The following is an 18,324-nucleotide window of genomic DNA, read 5'->3' as shown; positions in this document are numbered from 1 at the left end:
GTTGTCTGTGAACTGTTCGCGACCTGGATGAGCCCTGATGGAGCCGCATCCGGTGCCGGATGCCCGATGTCACGCACGGCGGGCCGTCTTCGGCGGAGACGTGCTGCTGGCGACCCTGCTCAGTCCATGCGCGTGCAGCTATCCTTTGGTGGCCCTTCGTCGACCACCAGCTTGGGCGGTGCCGGCCGATTCAGGATGCCGGGGCGCGGTCCGCCAGCAGGTCAGCCAGCGTGGTGCGGTCCACCACCAGCGCGATCGCGCCGTCCACCGCCAGCCAGACGTCCCGCAGCCCGGTGGCCACCCCGTGGTAGCCGGCCCGGTCCGCGGGCATGCCCCGGACGCTGGTGAGCGCGCCGCCGACCGCACGCAGCACGTCACCGACGCTGATCTCGGCCGGGGGCCTGCTCAGCGCGTACCCGCCCTCGGTGCCGCGGTGGCTGTGCAGCAGTCCGGCCCGCCGCAGGTCGAGCAGGATGCCCTGGAGGAAACTGAGCGGGATGTCCTGGCGTTCGGCCAGGCTCGCGGCCTTGACCAGCTCGCCGCCGGGGTCCCCGTCGCCGGTGGACCCGGCGTCGGCGACGGCGAGCATGGCCCGGAGCGCGTAGTCGGCGCGCGCGGAGATGTACACGAGGTCAGTTGCCGGCCTGGTCCAGCACGCCCCAGCGGCGGCGGATCGCCTTGTCGGCCGCGCCGAACGCGGTGTCCACCAGCAGGCCGACCACCAGGATCACGATCATGATGGCCATCAGCCGGGGCGCCTCGCTCAGTTCGCGGGCGTAGGTGAGCTGGGCGCCGATGGAGGTGCGGGTGGCGATGACCACCAGCAGCTCACCGGCCATCAGACTGCGCCAGGCGAACGCCCAGCCCTGCTTGAGCCCGGCCACGATGGCGGGCAGCGCGGCCGGTGCGATCACGTACCGGTAGAGGTTGAGCCCGCGGGCGCCGAGGTTGCGACCGGCGCGGACCAGCAGCGGCGGCACGTAGTCCACGCCGTGGATGACGCCGTTGGCGACCGACGGCGCGGCGCCGAGCACCACCACGAAGAAGATGGCCTGCTCGCTGAGCTGGAACAGCAGGATGGCCAGCGGGAACCACGCGATCGACGGCATGGTCTGCAACGCGGTGATCATCGAGCCGAGCGCGGCGCGGAGCACCTTGACCCGGGCCACGCCCAGGCCGAGCAGCAGACCCACCGCGACCGCGGCGGCGAACCCGACCGCCGCCCGGCGGGCGGTGGTGGCCAGGCCCTCCCAGAGCGCGGAGCTGACCAGGTAGTCGCCGAGGTCGCCGAAGACCACCATCGGGCCGGGCAGCGCCCAGGGCTCCTTCCACCCGCTCCAGACCACGGCCTGCCAGAGGGCGATGGCCATCGCGAGCGCGGCGAACTTGGGCCAGGTGGCGGACCAGAGCCGGCGCAGCCGGGACGGGCCCTTCTCCCGGCCGGCGATCTCCAGCGCGTCGAGACCGGAGATCTCCGCGTCGGTACGCGCCGACCCGGTGAGGGTGTCACTGGCCATGCCGGCCCACCTCCTTGCGCAGCCGGTCGGTGACCTCGGCGGCGATGGCCGAGACCTCCGGCGAGTCGATCCGCCGGGGTCGCGGCACGTCGACCCGGGTGGAGTAGATGATCCGGCCGGGCCGGCTGGAGAGCAGCACGATCCGGTCGGCGAGCCGGGCCGCCTCGCGCACGTTGTGCGTGACGAACAGGACGGTGAGCTTGCGCTCGCCCCAGATCCGCTCCAACTCGTCGTGCAGGATGTCCCGCGTCATCGCGTCGAGCGCGCCGAACGGCTCGTCCATCAGCAGCACCGGGGTGTCCAGCGCGAGCGTGCGGGCCAACGCGACCCGCTGCCGCATGCCGCCGGAGAGCTGGTGCGGGCGCTTGCGGCCGAAGTCGGACAGGTGGACCGTGCGCAGCAGCTCGGCCACCCGCTCCCGACGCTGGTCGCGGGGGAGCCCTCGCAGCTTCAGCGGCACCTCGACGTTGCCCTCGACGGTCGACCAGGGGAACAGTGCCGGCTCCTGGAACATCAGGCCCGGGTTGACGCCCTCGCCCAGCTCGATCGCGCCGCCGCTGACCCGGTCCAGGCCGGCGACCAGGTTCAGCAGCGTGCTCTTGCCGCAGCCGGACGCGCCGACCAGGCAGACGAACTCGCCCGGGGCGACGTCCAGCGACACCCCGTCCAGCGCCAGGACGGCCTGCTCGCCCTGGCCGTACACCTTGGTCACGCCGCGCAGCGCGACCGAGCCGGTCGCGCTGCGCGGGGTCGTCGTGGTCGACGTCACGGCTGGGTGACCTCGGGCTTGCCCTCGGCCTTCAGCACCTCGTTGAGGTACTTCAGGTCGTAGAGGCCGTTCAGGTCGACCGGCTGGGTCAGCCCGACCGCGACGGCGTGGTCCAGGCCGGCCTTCAGCGACGACGCGATCGGGTCGTTGGTGAACTCCAACGTCGACCAGGCCTGCTTGATCAGCTTGATGTCCAGCGGCTTACCGGTGATCTTGCCGATGTGCTCGGAGACGGCCTGCTGCGCCTCGTCCGGCTTGGTGTTGACGAACTCGTTCGCCGCCACCTGACCCTCGACCAGCTTCTTCACCACGTCCGGGTGTGCCTTGAGGAACTTGGTGCTGACCAGCAGGTTCGTGATGACGAACTTCTTGTCCGGCCAGAGGTCGCGCTCGTCGACGAGCACCTTGCCGCCGGCGTTGACCAGCCGGGACACGAACGGCTCCGGCACCCAGGCCCCGTCGATGGCGCCGCTGCCGAACGTCTCGACGGTCTGCGCGTTCTCCTGGGGGACGACCTTGACGTCGCCGCCGCCCTCCTTGGTGGTCGCCAGGCCCTTCTCCTTGAGCCAGTAGCGCAGCGCGACGTCCTGGGTGTTGCCGAGCTGCGGCGTGGCGATCTTCTTGCCACGGAGCTGCTCCGCCGAGGTGATGCCGGGCTTGACCACGAGCGCGACGCCGCCGGACGCGGCCCCGGAGACCACCCGGACCGCCTCGCCCTTCGACTTGGAGAAGGCGTTCACGGTCGGGTTCGGACCGATGTACGTGGCGTCCAGCGCGCCGGAGAAGACCGCCTCGATGGCCGCCGGGCCGGCGTTGAACGTCTTCGTCTCCAGCGTCACGTCGCCGCCGAGCTTCTCCTTGAAGATCCCCTTCTCCACGCCCACCACGGCGGGCGCGTGGGTGAGGTTGGGGAAGTAGCCCAGGCGCAGCGTCACCGGGCCGGAGTCGCCGGCGGCGTCGCTGTCGTCGCCGCAGGCGGCGGTGGTGCCGAGCGTGGCCGCGCCGACCACGGCCAGGGTGGCCAGCGTGACCAGGCGGCGCAGGGGGAGCCGTCTCATCGAAAGTCCAATCCGCAGTATTCCTATTTAGTTGGTAGGAAGAGTGGGGCAGGGTGCCGGGCGGCGTCAAGACCCGTCCCGCATCTGTCCACCGTTCGGCCACGGCACACCGCCGGTGTGGCCGGTACGGAGGCGCTAGTGTCGATCTCGTGCCGACCAGGAGAGCGAAGATCCCAGCGACGAAATACCCGGTCGAGCGGTTCGCCCTCGACAACGGCCTACGGGTGGTGCTCACCCCGGACCGCAGCGCCCCGGTGATCGGGGTGGCGGTGGTCTACGACGTCGGCATCCGCTCCGAGCCGCAGGGGCGCACCGGCTTCGCCCACCTCTTCGAGCACCTGATGTTCCAGGGCTCGGAGAACCTGGAGAAACTCGCGCACTTCCGGCACGTGCAGGGCGCCGGCGGCACGTTCAACGGCTCCACCCACTTCGACTACACCGACTACTTCGAGACGCTGCCGAGCAACGCGCTGGAGCGGGCGCTCTTCCTGGAGGCGGACCGCATGCGCGGCCCCCGGCTCACCGAGGAGAACCTGCGCAACCAGGTCGACGTGGTCAAGGAGGAGATCCGGGTCAATGTGCTCAACCGGCCGTACGGCGGGTTCCCCTGGCTGACGCTGCCGCCGGTGATGTTCGACACGTTCCCGAACGCGCACGACGGCTACGGCTCCTTCGACGACCTGGAGTCCGCGACGGTGGCCGACGCCGCCGACTTCTTCCGGCACTACTACGCCAGCGGTAACGCGGTGCTGGCGGTCAGCGGCGACATCGACGTGGCCGAGGCGACCGCGCTGATCGAGCGGCACTTCGGCGACGTGCCGGCCCGCCCCGCGCCGGAGCGGCCCGACTTCGCCGAGCCCGACCTGACCACCGAGCGGCGCAGCACGTACACCGACGCGCTGGCCCCGCTGCCGGCGGTGGCGAGCGCCTGGCGGGTGCCCGACCCGATCACCGACTTCGCCGGCTACCTGCCCTTCGTGGTGCTCGCCGAGGTGCTCACCGACGGCGACGCGTCCCGGCTGGTCGAGCGGCTGGTGCAGCGCGACCGCACGGTCACCGGCCTGGGCGGCTACCTCAGCTTCATGGGCGACCCGTTCGACGTCCGCGACCCCACCGCGCTGCTGCTCCAGGCCCACCTGCCGCCCGGCGGCGACGTGGACAAGGTGCTGCGCACGATCGACGAGGAGCTGGACCGGCTGGCCACCGACGGGCTGACCGACGGGGAGCTGGCGCGTACCCAGGCCCGGATGGCCACCCACCTGCTGCGCGACACCGACGCGGTGCTCGGCCGCGCGCTGCGGATGGCCGTGCTGGAGCAGCAACGCGGCGAACCGGGGCTGCTCAACGAACTGCCCCGACTGGTCGGCGCGGTCACCGAGGAGCAGGTCCGCGCCGCCGCCGCCACGCTGCGACCCGAGCGTCGCGCATCCGTCGAGGTCGTGGCCGGAGGTGCCAAATGACCACCACCACCACCACCGTCCGTCCGCTGCCGGCGCTCGGCCCGAACCGGCGGCTCACCGTGCCGAAGCAGGCGGAACGCACGCTCGGCAACGGCCTCACCGTGATCGCGGTACGCCGACCCGCAGTACCCCTGGTCGAGCTGCGGCTCTGGATGCCGTTCGGGCGGGCCCACCTGGCCCGCGGCGCGATGCTGGCGCAGACCGTGCTGGCCGGCACCGAGGCGCACAGCGCCACCGAGATCGCCGCCGAACTCCAGAAGGTCGGCGGCGGGCTCTCCGCCGGCGTCGACCCGGACCGGCTGATGCTCTCCGGCGCCGGCCTGGTGACCGGGCTGGACCGGATGCTGGAGCTGCTCGCCGAAGTGCTCACCGGCGCCAGCTACCCGGCCGACTGGGTGGCCACCGAGCGGGACCGTCTCGTCGACCGGATCCAGGTCGCCCAGAGCCAGCCGTCCCACCTGGCCCGGACCGCGCTGCTCACGCGCGTCTACGGCCGCCACCCGTACGCGACGCAGACGCCCGAGCCCGACCAGGTCCGGGCGGTCCGCCCGGCCGCGCTGCGTCGGCTGCACGCCGAGCGGGTGCACCCGGCCGGGGCGGTGCTGGTGCTGGTCGGCGACGTGCAGCCGGCGCGGGCGCTGGACGCGGCCGAGGCGGCACTCGCCGGCTGGCGGGGCGACGGCCACGTCGCCGAGCTGCCGCCCGCGCCGCCGCTGGAGCCCGGCCCGCTGCTGCTCGTCGACCGGCCCGGCTCGGTGCAGTCCTCGCTGCGCCTCGCGCTGCCGGCGGTGCCCCGCACCCACCCCGACCACGCCGCGTTGCAACTGGCCAACCTGCTCTTCGGCGGCTACTTCTCGTCCCGCTGGGTGGAGAACATCCGGGAGGACAAGGGCTACACGTACGGGCCGCACTCCGTGGTGGAGCACTCGGTGGCCGGGTCGGTGCTGGTGGCCGGCGCCGAGGTGGCCACCGAGGTGACCGCGCCCGCGCTGCTGGAGACCAGCTACGAGCTGGGCCGGCTGGCGACCGTGCCGCCGAAGCCGGACGAGCTGGAGCAGGCCCGCCAGTACGCGCTCGGCACGCTCCAGCTCGGCATGTCCACCCAGGCCGGCCTCGCGTCGCTGACCAGCGCGTACGCCGGCAACGGGCTGCGGCTGGACTTCCTCGCCGAGCACGCCGCCCGGCTGGCCGCCGCGACCGTGGACGACGTCGCCGAGGTGGCGGCCCGGTACCTCGCCCCGGCGAAGGCGGTCACCGTGGTGCTCGGCGACGCGGCCCGGGTGGCCGACTCGCTCGCCGCGCTCGGCCCGGTGCGCACGGAGGGCGCATCCACGTGAGCGGCGAGCCGGCGCCGCCGCTGGCCCGGTCCACGGTGGACCGCGCCGCGCACCGACGTACCGACCCGGCCTGGCTGGCCGAGGCGTGGGAGCAGGCCCGGGTGCTGGTGCTGGACTCGACCGACGAGGGCCGCGCCCTGGTCCGCGGCGAGACGGCCCCGCCGGAGCTGGTCCTGGTCGGCGCCGGTGAGCTGTCCGAGGTGCCCCGCTCGGTGCCGATGTTCCTCGGTGTGGAGCCGGACGGGGTGCCGGTGTTCGCGGTGGACAGCCCGTTGCCCGCGCTGCCCGGCACCCGCCGGGCGCACCTGCGTGAGGTCGGCCACCTGATGACCGACCGGGACGCCGGCCTGTTCACCACCGCGTTGGCGCTGCTCAACTGGCACCTGCGGCACGGCTACTCGGCGTCCACCGGGCAGCCGACGCAGGTCGACGAGGCCGGCTGGTCCCGGGTCGACCCGGGTGGCCACCGGACCTGGCCGCGTACCGATCCCGCCATGATCGTGCTGGTGCACGACGGGGTGGACGGCCCGGAGGGCCGCTGTCTGCTGGGCAACAACGCGGCCTGGCCGAGCACCCCGGGCCGACGCCGCTACTCCTGCCTGGCCGGTTACGTCGAGCCCGGCGAGTCGGCCGAGGCCGCCGTGCTGCGCGAGGTCCGCGAGGAGGTCGGCGTCGCGGTCGGGGAGATCGCGTACGTGTCCAGCCAGGCCTGGCCGTTCCCCGGCTCACTGATGCTCGGCTTCCTGGCCCGGGCCGACGTCCACGAGCCGATCCGGGTCGACCCGACCGAGATCGCGGACGCGCGGTGGTTCAGCCGCCGGGAGATCGGCGCCGCGCTGGCCGGCGAGCCGGTCCGGGTGGACGGCGGGGACCGCCTGCTGCTGCCCCCACCGTCGTCGATCGCGTTGTTCCTGGTGCACCGCTGGCTCGACGGCCACTGCTGACCGGGGCGGCCGGGCCCGGACACTTGTCCCCGCCGCAGCGAGCCGCAACCCGAGCCGGGGCGTTAATAAGGGGCCCCGCCTATGCCGTAGGCGTTAAGCGGGGGCCCCTCCTTACGCGGTCCCGGCCCGGGACCGTCGTTGCCGCGGCGGTCCGGGGCCGGGAACACGGGCCGTCGTGGCCGGGTGAGGCGTGGAGCACGGCGGGGGAGCCGGTCCGGCCACGACGGACGTCAGCAGCGGTCGGTCATCCGCCGTCCCACCGGTACGGGCGGCCGGGGGTGGGCTCCTCGATGGGCAGCACCTTGACCCGGTGCCGGCCGGCGCGGACCGCTCCGACGGCGGACAGGGCGCGGGCGAGCAGGAGGGCGGCGTCCCGGTTCTCGGCGTGCACGACCTGACGACGTGGTTCCGGCGCACGGGTCTCGTCCCGCAGCCGTCCCCCGCCGGCCCAGGCGGCGGCGATGTCGGCGTCGCCGACGCTGCGGATCTCGGTGCGGACGATCAGGAACCGCATGGTGTCCCCCGGAAGTGGACGGATACGCGGTGGAACTTCCACGTCACTCAAGCGACATCGTACGCCGGCAGGTCGTCCCAGCAAGTGAAACGAGGCGGCTCGACCGTTCGGAGGATGGCAGGTCAGGACGGTTGTCCGGGGTGGATGTGCGAGGGGCCGCCGGCGTGACGCCGACGGCCCCCGGGCCCTCGCCGGATCAGTTCAGGTCGAACTGGCCGTTCTTCGCGCCGGCGATGAAGCCGAGCCAGCCGGCCCGGTTGAACAGCAGCACCGGCCCGCTCGGGTCCTTGCTGTCCCGCAACGCCATGGTCGCCGGCCCGGTGCCGAGCGGCGCGACCTCCACGCAGTTCGAGGTCTGGCTGCGGGTGCTCTTGCGCCAGGCGGCGCCGGCGAGGGAGGTCGTGCTGGTGTGGATCTGGTTCATGGTGTCCTGCTCCTGGTGAGGTGCTCCGATGGGGACGAGCGACGCCGACGTCGGCGCGGGGATCACCGTTCCGACGTGAGGCGCCCCGAGTCACGGCGGCGTTGGGTCGGCGCCGTTGCCGGCCCGTACGCCGCGGTGGACTCGACAGCCGTGCCGGTCGGCCGTCCGGTCGCCTCGGTCAGCCAGGAGAGGGTGTCCGATGCGGAGAGTGCCGACTTGCCCAGCCACTCGAACACCACTTTATAGCGATTTAGGGTGTTCACCTCGGTCGACATGACGTCGGTGAACCCACTTTCGATGGCCAGCGTCTCCGGATCGAGCGGGTCGGCGAACCGGTAGAGCGAGAACGCGGTCGGCGGGACGTACCAGTCGCCGACCCGGGCGTCCCGGAGCAGCAGGCGCAGCTCCACGTTCGGCATGTCGGCCAGCTCGCACAGGTGGACGAGCTGGTCCCGCAGCACGTCCGGCGGGCCGGCGCGCCGGTCCAGCGCGGCCTCCTCCAGCACCGCGGTGTACCGCGGCACGTGGGCCAGCAGCGACTGGCGGGCCTGCCGGGCACCCACCTCGGCCTCCGGATTCTCCGACTCCGGATCGCCCGCCTCCTCGGCCACCCGGGCCGCGGACAGGATCCGGTGCCGGGCGTAGCCGGGGGTCTGCAACAGCCCCGGCACCAGCACCGGGTTGTACTCGGAGATCTCCGCGCAGCCCGCCTCCAGTTCGGCGAAGGCGCGCTGCTGCTGGGTCATCACCGGGAAGTTGCGCAGCCAGCCGCGCATGTCGCCGGCCTCGTGGGCGATCCCGGTCAGCTCCGCGCGCAGCCCGGCGGCGACGCCGTAGAGCGTGAGCAGCGCGTCCACGTCGTCCGGGTCGGGCCGGCTGCGGCCGTTCTCCAGGCGGGACAGTTTGGAGGCGGAGGCCCAACCGATCCCCTCGATGACCTGGTCACCGGTGAGACCGGCCTGTTCGCGGAGCCGGCGCAGCTCGATGCCGAGGCGGCGGCGGCGCAGAAACGGGCCTGGTGCGGCAGGAGGCACGGCGTCCTCTTTCCCGTCGACCGTCGCGAGACGCGACGGTAACTGTATGGAATTCGCCCCCCACGGTCAGTATGGACGGCGCGACCGGTGTCGGCAGGTCCGGCGAGGGCGTGTCACGAGAGACAAAAAGAGGACTGTGGAGAGCGCCTTCGCCGGCGCCCGCCCCGACGCGCCCGCGGGCGCACCTGCCGGAGGGAAACCGATGCGCACCGTCCTGCGCCGCCCCGACTTCCGCCTGCTCTTCGCCGCGATGGTGGCGAGCCTCGCGGCGGAGTCGATCCTGCTGCTCGCGCTCGCCGTCTGGGTGAAGGACCTGACCGGCTCGGACAGCATGGCCGGAGCCACCCTCTTCGCCGTGATCGCGCCGATGGCGCTCGCCCCGCTGGTCGGCTGGGTGGTCGACCGCTACCGCCGCCGGCCCTTCTTCATCGCCGCCAACCTGCTCGCCGTCGTGCTCCTCGGCCCGCTGCTCACCGTCCGCGACCGCGGGGACGTGTGGGTGATCTACCTGGTCGCGGCGCTCTACGGCCTCTCCTCGATCACGCTGACCGCCGTGCTCAACGGGCTGATCCGGCACCTGGTGCCGGCCGACCTGCTGGCCGACGCGAACGGCGCCCTGCAGACCGTCCGGCAGGGGCTGCGGCTGGTCGGGCCGCTCGCCGGGGCCGGCATCTACGCCGCCGTCGGTGGCTGGCTGCTGGTGCTCCTGGCCATGGCCGGTTTCCTGGTCGCCGCCGCCGTGGTCGGGCTGCTCCGGGCGCAGGAGAGCACGCCGACCGGGCCCGGGAGCCGCTGGCCGGCCGGACTGGGCGCCGGGCTGCGTCACCTGGCCCGGGAGGCGGCGCTGCGCCGGGCCCTGGTCGGCTACGGCGTCGCCTCGCTGGTGATGGGCTTCACCGAGTCGCTGATCTTCGCGTACGTCGACCTGGGCCTGCACCGCGACGCCGCGTTCGTCGGTGTGCTGATCATGGTGCAGGGGGTGGGCGGTCTGGTCGGCGGACTGCTCTCCGCCCCCGTGGTCCGCCGGCTCGGCGAGCTGGGCGCGCTGGCCACCGGCGTGACGTTCTTCGGCCCGGCCGCGCTGGCGCTGGCGTACCCCCGGCTCTGGCTCGGGGTGGTGGCGCTGCTGCTGGCCGGCGTCTCGCTGCCGCTGACCATGGTGGGGTTGCACACGCTGGTCCAACGACGGACCCCGCCGGGGCTGCTGGGCCGGGTCACCGCCGCGTCCCGGGCGCTGGTCAGCGGGCCGCAGGCGGTCTCCATCGGCACCGGCGCGCTGCTCGTCGGCGTCTTCGACTACCGGCTGCTGTTCGTGCTGGTCGGAATCGTCACCACGGGCGGCGGACTCTACCTCTGGCGGGGCCGTCGCCTCACCCCGCCGGGGACGGCCGGCCCGGCCCGCGTCCCGACGCCCCGCCGGCCGCTCGACGACGAGCTGCTCGCCGCCAGCCGCCGGCGCCGGACGCCGTGACCGACGCCGGTCGGCCGCACCCGGAATCCGGGTACGGCCGACCGGCGCGGGTGCGGGCAGGTCAGCCGGGCAGGGCGGCGAGGTGCTGCTTGACCTGGTTGATCGAGGGGTTGGTCAGGGCGCTGCCGTCGGCGAAGCGCAGCGTCGGCACGGTCTGGTTGCCGCCGTTGACGCCCATCACGAACTCCGCGGCCGTCGGGTTCTGCTCGATGTCGACCACCTCGTACGCGATGCCCTCCCGGTCGAGCTGCGACTTCAGCCGGTGGCAGTAGCCGCACCACGGGGTGGAATACATCGTCAACATGGTCTGGTCCTCCAAGAGTGGGCCCGCGCCCGGTCCGATCAGGCCAGGCTAATCGCTGCAACGTCGGACGGGGCTGGGATGATTCCCTGTCGTGGGGGTTCACTCAACGGCGGAACGGGTGCTGGCCGGGCTCGATCCGGAGCAACGGTCGGCGGTGACCGCCCCGGCCGGCCCGGTCTGCATCCTGGCCGGCGCCGGCACCGGCAAGACCCGGGCGGTGACGTCGCGGATCGCCTACCGGGCGCTCTCCGGCGACATCGCTTCCCGGCACGTGCTGGCGGTCACGTTCACCGCCCGCGCGGCGGCGGAGATGCGCAGCCGGCTCGGCGTGCTCGGGGTGCAGGGGGTCCAGGCGCGCACGTTCCACGCGGCGGCGCTGCGCCAGGTCCGCTACTTCGCCCCCCGGCTGCTGGCCGGGCGGGCCATGCCGGAGCTGCTGGACAGCAAGGTGCGGGTGGTCACGCTGGCCGCCGCCAAGCTGGGTCTGCGCACCGACCGGACCGCCGCGCGGGACCTCGCCGCCGAGATCGAGTGGGCCAAGTCCTCCCTGGTCGAGCCGGACGAATACGTGGTCGCGGCGGCCAAGGCGCGGCGCGAGACGCCGTACGAGCCGGCGCGGGTGGCGGAGGTGTTCGTCGCGTACGAGCGGCTCAAGCGCGGCAACGGGGTGATCGACTTCGAGGACATGCTGCGCGCCGCGGTCTGGGGGATCGAGGAGCACCCGGACGTGGCCGAGCAGGTGCGCAGCCAGTACCGCCACTTCGTGGTCGACGAGTACCAGGACGTCAACCCGCTCCAGCAGCGGCTGCTGGACGTCTGGCTCGGCGGGCGCGACGACCTCACCGTGGTCGGCGACGCCAGCCAGACGATCTACTCGTTCACCGGCGCGACCTCGTCGTACCTGGTCGACTTCCCCCGCCACCACCGGGGCGCGACGGTGGTGCGGCTGGTCCGTGACTACCGCTCCACCCCGCAGGTGGTGGGCCTGGCCAACGCGGTGATCTCGCAGGCCCGGGGCGCCGAGGCGCGGCTGCGGTTGGAGCTGCACGGCCAGCGCCGGTCCGGCCCCGAGCCGGAACTGCGGATCTTCACCGATGAGCCGGCCGAGGCCACCGCCGTCGCGGCCCGCTGCCGGGCGCTGGTGGCCGGCGGCACCCCGGCCCGCGAGATCGCGGTGCTGTTCCGCACCAACGCGCAGTCCGAGGCGTACGAGAAGGCGCTCTCCGAGGCCGAGGTGCCGTACGTGCTCCAGGGCGCGGAGCGGTTCTTCGAGCGGCCCGAGGTGCGGCAGGCGATGATCGCGCTGCGCGCCGCCACCCGGTCCATCCCCGGGGAGACGCCGCTGCCGGCCGCCGTGGTGGAAGGGCTCGCCGCGGTCGGCTGGGCACCCGACGCGCCGCCGGCCGGCGGCGCCGCCCGCGAGCGCTGGGAGGCGCTCGCCGCGCTGCTCCAACTCGCCGAGGAGTACGCGGCCACGCCCGAGGTGCTGCCGATCGGGGAGGCCGCCACTGTCGAACGTCAGGTGACGCTGGCCGGCTTCACCGAGGAGCTGGCCCGGCGGGCCGCCCAGCAGCACGTACCCACCGTGGACGGCGTGACGCTGGCCTCGCTGCACTCGGCGAAGGGCCTGGAGTGGGACGCGGTGTTCCTGGTCGGGCTGGCCGAGGGCACGCTGCCCACCACGTACGCGAAGACGCCCGAGCAGGTCGAGGAGGAGCGGCGGCTGCTCTACGTGGGCATCACCCGGGCCCGGGAGTGGCTCTGGCTGTCGTACGCGGCGGCGCGCTCGCCCGGCGGCCGGGCCCGGCGGCCGTCCCGTTTCCTGCCGCAGCTCGACCGCTCGGGCGGCGGTGAGCGGGCCGGCGCCGGCAGCCCGGCGCGGCGGGCCGAGCGGCGACGACCGCAGGTGGTCTCCTGCCGGATCTGCGGCGCCACGCTGCTCGCCGGCGCCGACCGCAAGCTGGGCCGCTGCCCCACCTGCCCGTCGGACCTGGACGAGGAGCTGTACGAGCGGCTGCGCGACTGGCGGCAGCGGGTGGCCGGCGCGCAGCGGGTGCCGGCCTACGTGGTCTTCACCGACGCCACGCTCACCGCGCTGGCGGAGCGGAAGCCGGGACGCACCGAGGAACTGGTCGCGATCGCCGGCATCGGGCCCCGGAAGGTGGGGCTGTACGGCGACCCGGTGCTGGCCCTGGTGGCCGGCGCCACCGTGGACGACGTTCTGCCCGCAGAAAACTTTGGAAATCAGTCCGTAAATCGTTTGCCCTCCCCCGAGGGCGAGGAATAGCCTCAGGACACACCACGCGAGCGGCGCCGTTCTGGCTGCTCACGGGGGATGAGTCCATGGTCGGCACGAGGAAAGTCAGGGAGGTGGCACCAATGGAGATTTACACCTATGAGCGTCCGGCGGCGATGCCAGCTGCCTGCGCTCCGCTGTCGGCCGTCCGGGTGGCCCTCGCCGCTCGACCGTCGGCTCCGCAGGTGCACCAGGCCCAGGTTCAGGCCGAGCTGAACCTGACCGTTGCACCGCTGCGCGGAGTCGAGGGGACCAGTGGCTTCACGGGCATGGGCATCGATGGCGGCAAGAAGCGCACCGATGTCCGCGGCGTTCCACCTCGAGGTAGACCGGTCTGATCCATCAGACCACCGGCTCACCTCGAGGCCGCGGAACCCGCTACCGGGATCCGCGGCCTCAGTTTTTTGCCCCGCCGAAGTACCGAATGCGATCCACGAGATCGAAGTGAGAGAGAGGTGACCGGAGGATGAGTCTGGCGTTGGCCCCACTCGACGTGAGCGTCGAGGTGGAGGCGAACCTGCCCTGCCGGAAGTTCGACCCCGACCTGTGGTTCTCCGACCAGCCCGCCGAACTCGAACTGGCCAAGTCACTCTGCGGGGACTGCCCGCTGCGCGTCGAGTGCCTGGCCGGGGCGGTCGAGCGGGCCGAGCCCTGGGGCGTCTGGGGCGGCGAGATCTTCGAGCGTGGCGCGGTCGTCCCGCGCAAGCGGCCCCGTGGCCGTCCGCGTAAGGAGGACCTCGCCCGCGACGCCCAGCTCCGGGTCGAGGCGGAGGCGCGACTGGCGGCCAGCGGGCTGTCCGAGTCGCGTAGCGCCGTCCGGCTGGCAGCCTGACACACCTACGTTCCGAAGCCGACCGACGCCGGTGTCCCTCCACCGGCCGAACGAGAGAGAGAAACCAGTGCTGCACCTGCCGAACGGAACCGAGATGCAACTACTCCACGAAGCGTTGTCGAGGGCTCGAATGCGCCGGCCTCAGGCCGGTCGCACCACCACGAGCACTGAGGCAACCCGTTCCGCCCGTACCGTCGCCATGCGGAGTCGCGGCCAGTCGGCTCGCGACCTGGGCGTTCTCTAGATCGAACACCTGAGGAAGGGGCGGTGACCCGATGGTCACCGCCCCTTCGGCGTATCCGCGTCCGTCAGGCCACCGCCGCGAAGCCGGGCAGCCAGCGTTCCAGGATGGCCCGGTAGGACGCCTTCGCCTCCAACTGGCAGAGCACCCCGATCGACCCCAGCGTCACCCGATGGATCATCAGGTACGACGGCGGCAGGTTGAGCTGCCGGCTGAGCTGGTACGCGGGGGAGCGAGGGCTGGCCAGCCGGCCTGCCTCGCCCCGCAGCCAGGCCCGGGTGAAGCGGAACTCGTCGGCGGCGATCGGCTCCAGCATCGGGCGGAGGAAGTCGAGCACCCCCTGGGCGTCGATCGGCTCGGTCCGGCTGACGAAGCCCTCGTCGCGCAGCCCGTCCACCACGCCGGCGGCGTCCCCGCGCAGCGCCAGCGCGGCGATCCGGCCGATCGGCTCGGGCGTGCCCTCCGGCATCCGGGCCACCGCGCCGAAGTCGATCACACCGAGCCGGCCGTCGGGCAGCAACCGGAAGTTGCCCGGGTGCGGGTCGGCGTGCAGCAGCCCGGCCCGCTCCGGCGCGGAGAGGTGCAGCTCGGCCATCAGCCGCCCGGCCTCGTTCCGCTGCTCCTCGGTGCCCTCCCGGATGATCGTGGACAGCGGGATGCCCTCCACCCACTCGGTGATCAGCACCCGGGGTGCGGCGTCGAGCACCTCCGGGATGAAGATGTCCGGGTCGTCCGCGTACGCGGCGGCGAACGCCCGCTGCGACTCGGCCTCCAGCTCGTAGTCCAGCTCCTCGGTGATCCGCTCGCGCAGCTCGGCCAGGAGCGGCTTGACGTCCAGGCCCGGCTGGATGGCCCGGAACATGCCGCCCAGCCGGGAGAGCTGCTTGAGGTCGGCGAGCAGGGCCTCGCCGGCGCCCGGGTACTGGATCTTCACGGCCACGTCCCGGTGCAGCGGGCCGCCGTCCGGCCCGTAACCCGGGTCGCGCCAGACCGCCCGGTGCACCTGGCCGATGCTGGCCGCGGCGGCCGGGGTGTCGTCGAAGGAGACGAACCGGTCCCGCCAGTCCGGCCCGAGCTGCTCGGCCAGCACCTTGTGCACGGTCGCCGCGGGCAGCGGCGGGGCGGCCTCCTGGAGTTTGGTGAGCGCCTGCCGGTAGGGCGCGGCGACCTCCTCGGGCAGCGCCGCCTCGAAGACCGACAGGGCCTGACCGAACTTCATCGCACCGCCCTTGAGCTGCCCGAGGACGCTGAACAACTGCTCGGCGGTGCGTTGCTGGATCTCGGCGGAGATGACATCGGACGCGAGGCCGGTCACCCGCTTGCCCATCCCCAGGACGGTTCGACCGGCGAATCCGAGCGGCAGGGCGGCGAGCTTGGCGGTGCGGGACACGGCGCGGCGCGGGATGTCGGTCACCCGGCCATTGTTACCGACGCGAGGGGCTCGCTGCTGCCGTGCGCCCGGGAGCGGGTAGGGCCGACCGGATCGGGCGACGCCCGCAGCAGCCGCAGGAGGGGTGCGGGGGCCACCGGCGGTGCCGGAGACGACCGGCCCTCCGCACCTCCACCGCCGCGCCGAGCGTCTCCGGGGTGCCGCCGTCGAGCTGGGCCAGCACCTCGGCCGCCGCGAACGCCACCGCGGCGAGCCGGGTGGTGGCCGCGCAGCCCGGCTCGCCCCGGTCGGTCGCGAGCTGGGCGGCGAGCGCCGGCCAGTCCGGGTCGCGGTCGGCGCGGTGCAGGTCGAGGCAGCGCAGGCAGGGACCGGCGGGCGGGCGGACCAGCGGCCCGACCACGGGTACGCCGCCGCGCAGGTCGAGCAGGAGATGGGGTTGTCGTCGGTGCGCGTACCCGATGGCGAGCGCCTCGGCCGGCCGACCGACGCCGAGCTGCACCACCAGGTCGGGGCGGCCGGCCCGCAGCGGCCCGGTGGCCGTGCCCGGCGCGCAGCGGCCCAGCGCCGCGCACACCGCCGCGGCCAGCGGTCGACCCAGCTCCGCGCCGGTCAGGCCGGTCCCGACCAGGTCGCCGGCGCGGACCGAGCCGGACAGCTCGGGTACGACGTGCCCCACGCCGGCCTGGGCCAGCGCCACGGCCACCGCGGCGCCGAGCCGGCCCGCACCGGTCACCAGCACCCGGGCGGCCCGGCGGCGGCGCAGCAGCCGCGCCGGCGTGCCGGGCAGGTCGCGCGCGGCCAGGGCCAGGGCGTCCGCCTCCGCGGTCAACCGGGCCCGGACCGGCCCGGTGAGGTCGCGGGGGAGCAGCGTCTGCGCGGGTACGACCAGGCCGGCGTCCCGGAGCGCGTCGAGCAGGGCCCGCGCCTCGCCGGCCGGCACCCGGGCGGCGGTGGCGGCGGCCAGGACGGCGCGTTCGCTGCGGGTGCCGTCGAGCAGGTCGAGCAGGTGGGTGGTGCCGGGGGTGGCCACCTCGACCAGCACCGCCGGGCCGGGCTCCATGCCCAGTTGGAGCGTGCGCCGGTCGCGCCACAGCCTGGTCAGGCCGGGCAGCAGCGTGGGACGGGGGAGTGGAGTTGGATGCGTCACGCCACGAATGGTGACCGTGTCCGTGCGCTCAGTCGCTCGTTGTCCACAGGCTCGGCGTGCCGCAGCCAGCGTTGTCCACAGGAGCGCGCCGGTTTTCCACAACTCGCCGGTAGTGATGTCGGATACGCGACGGGGGAGGGGCGGCCGTGGCCACCCCTCCCCCGGACGACCCCGGACGGGTCAGACCTTCGCCTTGCCCAGGATGCGGTTCACTGTTGTGCCGCACACCGGGCACTTGCCCTTGGCCATGTTCATGCCGGTCTTCGAGACCTCCACGTGCCCCTCGAAGTCCCGCTTCTCCTTGCACTTGACGCAGTAACCGTTGTAGGTCTGGGCCTGGTCGGCCACGGTAGCCTCCTCGTCTCGTCCGCCGGAGGTGTCCCGGCGGGTTATCCCTGCGACGGGCCACGCGTGGACCGGCGCCGGGGGTTCTCCGTGATCAGTCTCCTGATCACTGGTTGGCGGACCCTACCCAGGTCTGGGCGGTTCCATGTCAGCTGTACGCCGACTCTGTGAGCAAGTCGACGACGAGAGTGTGCACGTCGAGTAACGTCTGATAAGTGAGTTTCGGGGGGACACGCCGGGTAAATGCGCTCAGATCCCCTTCGGGCGGCCCCGCCGTCGCCGGCCCGTCGTAGATCACCTAACGTGAGCGACGGCCGCCGGGTGATGGTCACCTACCGTCGCAAAGAAATTTTTCAGGACTCCTGACAACCAATCGCCATTTTCCGGGCGCGTGTCGTCTTGTTTACTCTTGCGGAGCCCTGGTCAGTACGCATTAGCTTTCCCTCGTGACAGTCAACCGAGGCTGCGCGGCCCGGTAATGGCCGGGACGCGGAAGCCCGTCGTCGAGGTGCGGCGCAGCCAGCGCCGGCGACGCACGGTGTCCGCGTACCGGGACGGGGAGCGCGTCGTCGTGCTCATCCCCGACCAGTTCTCCCGGGCCGAGGAGAGCGAGTGGGTCGACCGGATGCTGGCCCGGCTGGCCGCCCGGGAGGGCCGGTTCGCCCGCTCGGACGCCGAGCTGCTCGCCCGGGCCACCCGCCTGATCGGCCTCTACCTGCCGGAACACGGGTCGGCCGCGGAGCCGGCGAGCGTCCGCTGGGTGACCAACCAGAACGGCCGCTGGGGTTCCTGCACCCCGGCCGACCGCACCATCCGGATCTCCCACCGGATCCAGGACATGCCCGACTGGGTGATCGACTACGTCCTGCTGCACGAGCTGACGCACCTGATCGTGCCCAGCCACAACGCGCAGTTCTGGGCCCTGGTCGCCCGCTATCCCCGCGCCGAACGGGCCCGCGGTTACCTGGAAGGCGTCGCCGCCACCGCCGGCCTCCCCTGACCCCCGCCGCCCGCTCCGCGCCCTGTTTCACGGAAAGTGGGGTTGTCCGGGCCTGGATAGCCCCACTTTCCGGGAAAGTGCGCCCCAGCGGCGTCGCGTGCGGCGGTGGACGCGGGGTTAGTCCTTGTCGCCTCTGGCGAGGTGGCCCGTTCCGGGCTGAAAATCGTGTCGGTCGCTCGCTGACGTCGTCGCTCCTTGGTCCGTGTGAGGTCGTGGGTTAGTCGGACGCTGGTAGCCGCGT

The 18,324-nt window shown here is 73.2% G+C and carries 18 protein-coding genes and 1 pseudogene; 8 read left to right on the top strand and 11 right to left on the bottom strand.

Features of this window, described 5'->3' with window-relative positions; translation table 11 throughout:
* Positions 1-190 precede the first annotated feature (190 nt).
* The 4 genes from C8054_RS27960 to C8054_RS27945 are packed head-to-tail and all read right to left on the bottom strand — an operon-like array spanning position 191 to position 3,344.
* Entirely contained in the window at positions 191-628 is a 438-nt protein-coding gene (locus C8054_RS27960) for an Rrf2 family transcriptional regulator (protein ID WP_107162060.1), read from the bottom strand.
* 4 nt (positions 629-632) lie between these two features.
* Positions 633-1,517 carry an ABC transporter permease gene (locus C8054_RS27955; RefSeq protein WP_107162058.1) on the bottom strand — a complete coding sequence of 295 codons (885 nt, stop codon included), beginning with the start codon at positions 1,515-1,517 and terminating at the stop codon, positions 633-635.
* The gene (locus tag C8054_RS27950) at positions 1,507-2,286 is read right to left on the bottom strand and encodes an ABC transporter ATP-binding protein (RefSeq protein ID WP_107162056.1); all 780 of its coding nucleotides are present in this window, start codon (positions 2,284-2,286) and stop codon (positions 1,507-1,509) included. Before C8054_RS27950 ends, C8054_RS27955 begins: the two co-directional genes overlap by 11 nt.
* Positions 2,283-3,344 carry an ABC transporter substrate-binding protein gene (locus C8054_RS27945; RefSeq protein WP_107162054.1) on the bottom strand — a complete coding sequence of 354 codons (1,062 nt, stop codon included), beginning with the start codon at positions 3,342-3,344 and terminating at the stop codon, positions 2,283-2,285. The genes C8054_RS27950 and C8054_RS27945 overlap by 4 nt, the downstream gene beginning before the upstream one ends.
* Positions 3,345-3,493: 149 nt before the next feature.
* Here C8054_RS27945 and C8054_RS27940 point away from each other — a divergent pair, with 149 nt between their 5' ends.
* The 3 genes from C8054_RS27940 to nudC are packed head-to-tail and all read left to right on the top strand — an operon-like array spanning position 3,494 to position 7,085.
* Positions 3,494-4,804, top strand: coding sequence for a pitrilysin family protein (locus C8054_RS27940; RefSeq protein ID WP_107162052.1), 1,311 nt, complete (start codon positions 3,494-3,496; stop codon positions 4,802-4,804).
* Positions 4,801-6,141 carry a pitrilysin family protein gene (locus C8054_RS27935; protein ID WP_107162050.1) on the top strand — a complete coding sequence of 447 codons (1,341 nt, stop codon included), beginning with the start codon at positions 4,801-4,803 and terminating at the stop codon, positions 6,139-6,141. Before C8054_RS27940 ends, C8054_RS27935 begins: the two co-directional genes overlap by 4 nt.
* On the top strand, positions 6,138-7,085 hold the full coding sequence (gene nudC, locus C8054_RS27930; protein ID WP_107162047.1) for an NAD(+) diphosphatase: 948 nt from the start codon (positions 6,138-6,140) through the stop codon (positions 7,083-7,085). The genes C8054_RS27935 and nudC overlap by 4 nt, the downstream gene beginning before the upstream one ends.
* Before the next feature lie 244 nt (positions 7,086-7,329).
* Here the strand turns inward: nudC and C8054_RS27925 are convergent, their stop codons facing one another.
* The 3 genes from C8054_RS27925 to C8054_RS27915 form a co-directional block, all read right to left on the bottom strand.
* A complete protein-coding gene (locus tag C8054_RS27925; protein ID WP_107162045.1) occupies positions 7,330-7,599 on the bottom strand; it encodes a hypothetical protein in 270 nt (89 codons plus the stop codon).
* A 196-nt stretch (positions 7,600-7,795) separates the two neighbouring features.
* Positions 7,796-8,023 (bottom strand): DUF397 domain-containing protein, encoded by a 228-nt coding sequence (locus tag C8054_RS27920; protein ID WP_107162043.1) that lies wholly within the window; start codon positions 8,021-8,023, stop codon positions 7,796-7,798.
* Between the two features lie 62 nt (positions 8,024-8,085).
* The gene (locus tag C8054_RS27915) at positions 8,086-9,057 is read right to left on the bottom strand and encodes a helix-turn-helix transcriptional regulator (RefSeq protein ID WP_107162040.1); all 972 of its coding nucleotides are present in this window, start codon (positions 9,055-9,057) and stop codon (positions 8,086-8,088) included.
* A 202-nt stretch (positions 9,058-9,259) separates the two neighbouring features.
* Between C8054_RS27915 and C8054_RS27910 the strand changes: the two genes are divergently transcribed.
* Positions 9,260-10,528 (top strand): MFS transporter, encoded by a 1,269-nt coding sequence (locus C8054_RS27910; protein ID WP_233220217.1) that lies wholly within the window; start codon positions 9,260-9,262, stop codon positions 10,526-10,528.
* A gap of 61 nt (positions 10,529-10,589) precedes the next feature.
* Here C8054_RS27910 and C8054_RS27905 read toward each other — a convergent pair whose 3' ends face one another.
* A complete protein-coding gene (locus C8054_RS27905; RefSeq protein WP_107162036.1) occupies positions 10,590-10,832 on the bottom strand; it encodes a mycoredoxin in 243 nt (80 codons plus the stop codon).
* A 91-nt stretch (positions 10,833-10,923) separates the two neighbouring features.
* Between C8054_RS27905 and C8054_RS27900 the strand changes: the two are divergent.
* From C8054_RS27900 to C8054_RS27890, 3 genes and pseudogenes are all read left to right on the top strand, one after another.
* Positions 10,924-13,087 (top strand): annotated as a pseudogene (locus C8054_RS27900) (ATP-dependent DNA helicase UvrD2).
* Positions 13,088-13,211: 124 nt separating this feature from the next.
* Entirely contained in the window at positions 13,212-13,466 is a 255-nt protein-coding gene (locus tag C8054_RS27895; RefSeq protein ID WP_107162032.1) for a hypothetical protein, read from the top strand.
* Between the two features lie 128 nt (positions 13,467-13,594).
* On the top strand, positions 13,595-13,960 hold the full coding sequence (locus C8054_RS27890; RefSeq protein WP_107162030.1) for a WhiB family transcriptional regulator: 366 nt from the start codon (positions 13,595-13,597) through the stop codon (positions 13,958-13,960).
* 308 nt (positions 13,961-14,268) lie between these two features.
* Here C8054_RS27890 and C8054_RS27885 read toward each other — a convergent pair whose 3' ends face one another.
* The 3 genes from C8054_RS27885 to C8054_RS32390 all read right to left on the bottom strand — a co-directional run bounded on the left by C8054_RS27885 (position 14,269) and on the right by C8054_RS32390 (position 17,086).
* Positions 14,269-15,615, bottom strand: coding sequence for an AarF/ABC1/UbiB kinase family protein (locus C8054_RS27885; protein WP_107162028.1), 1,347 nt, complete (start codon positions 15,613-15,615; stop codon positions 14,269-14,271).
* 10 nt (positions 15,616-15,625) lie between these two features.
* Positions 15,626-16,738: a TOMM precursor leader peptide-binding protein gene (locus C8054_RS27880; RefSeq protein WP_107162026.1), complete on the bottom strand. Its 1,113-nt coding sequence runs from the start codon at positions 16,736-16,738 to the stop codon at positions 15,626-15,628.
* A gap of 180 nt (positions 16,739-16,918) precedes the next feature.
* Entirely contained in the window at positions 16,919-17,086 is a 168-nt protein-coding gene (locus C8054_RS32390) for a DUF5679 domain-containing protein (RefSeq protein WP_007464795.1), read from the bottom strand.
* 475 nt (positions 17,087-17,561) lie between these two features.
* On the opposite strand from C8054_RS32390, the gene C8054_RS27875 reads away from it, so the two are divergent.
* Positions 17,562-18,083: a M48 family metallopeptidase gene (locus C8054_RS27875; protein ID WP_107162024.1), complete on the top strand. Its 522-nt coding sequence runs from the start codon at positions 17,562-17,564 to the stop codon at positions 18,081-18,083.
* Positions 18,084-18,324 lie beyond the last annotated feature (241 nt).

This window comes from Micromonospora sp. RP3T (assembly GCF_003027925.1).
In the GTDB taxonomy this organism is placed as follows: Bacteria; Actinomycetota; Actinomycetes; order Mycobacteriales; family Micromonosporaceae; genus Micromonospora.
Note: the sequence above shows the minus strand (reverse complement) of the source record. Positions and strands in the feature narration are given on the sequence as shown.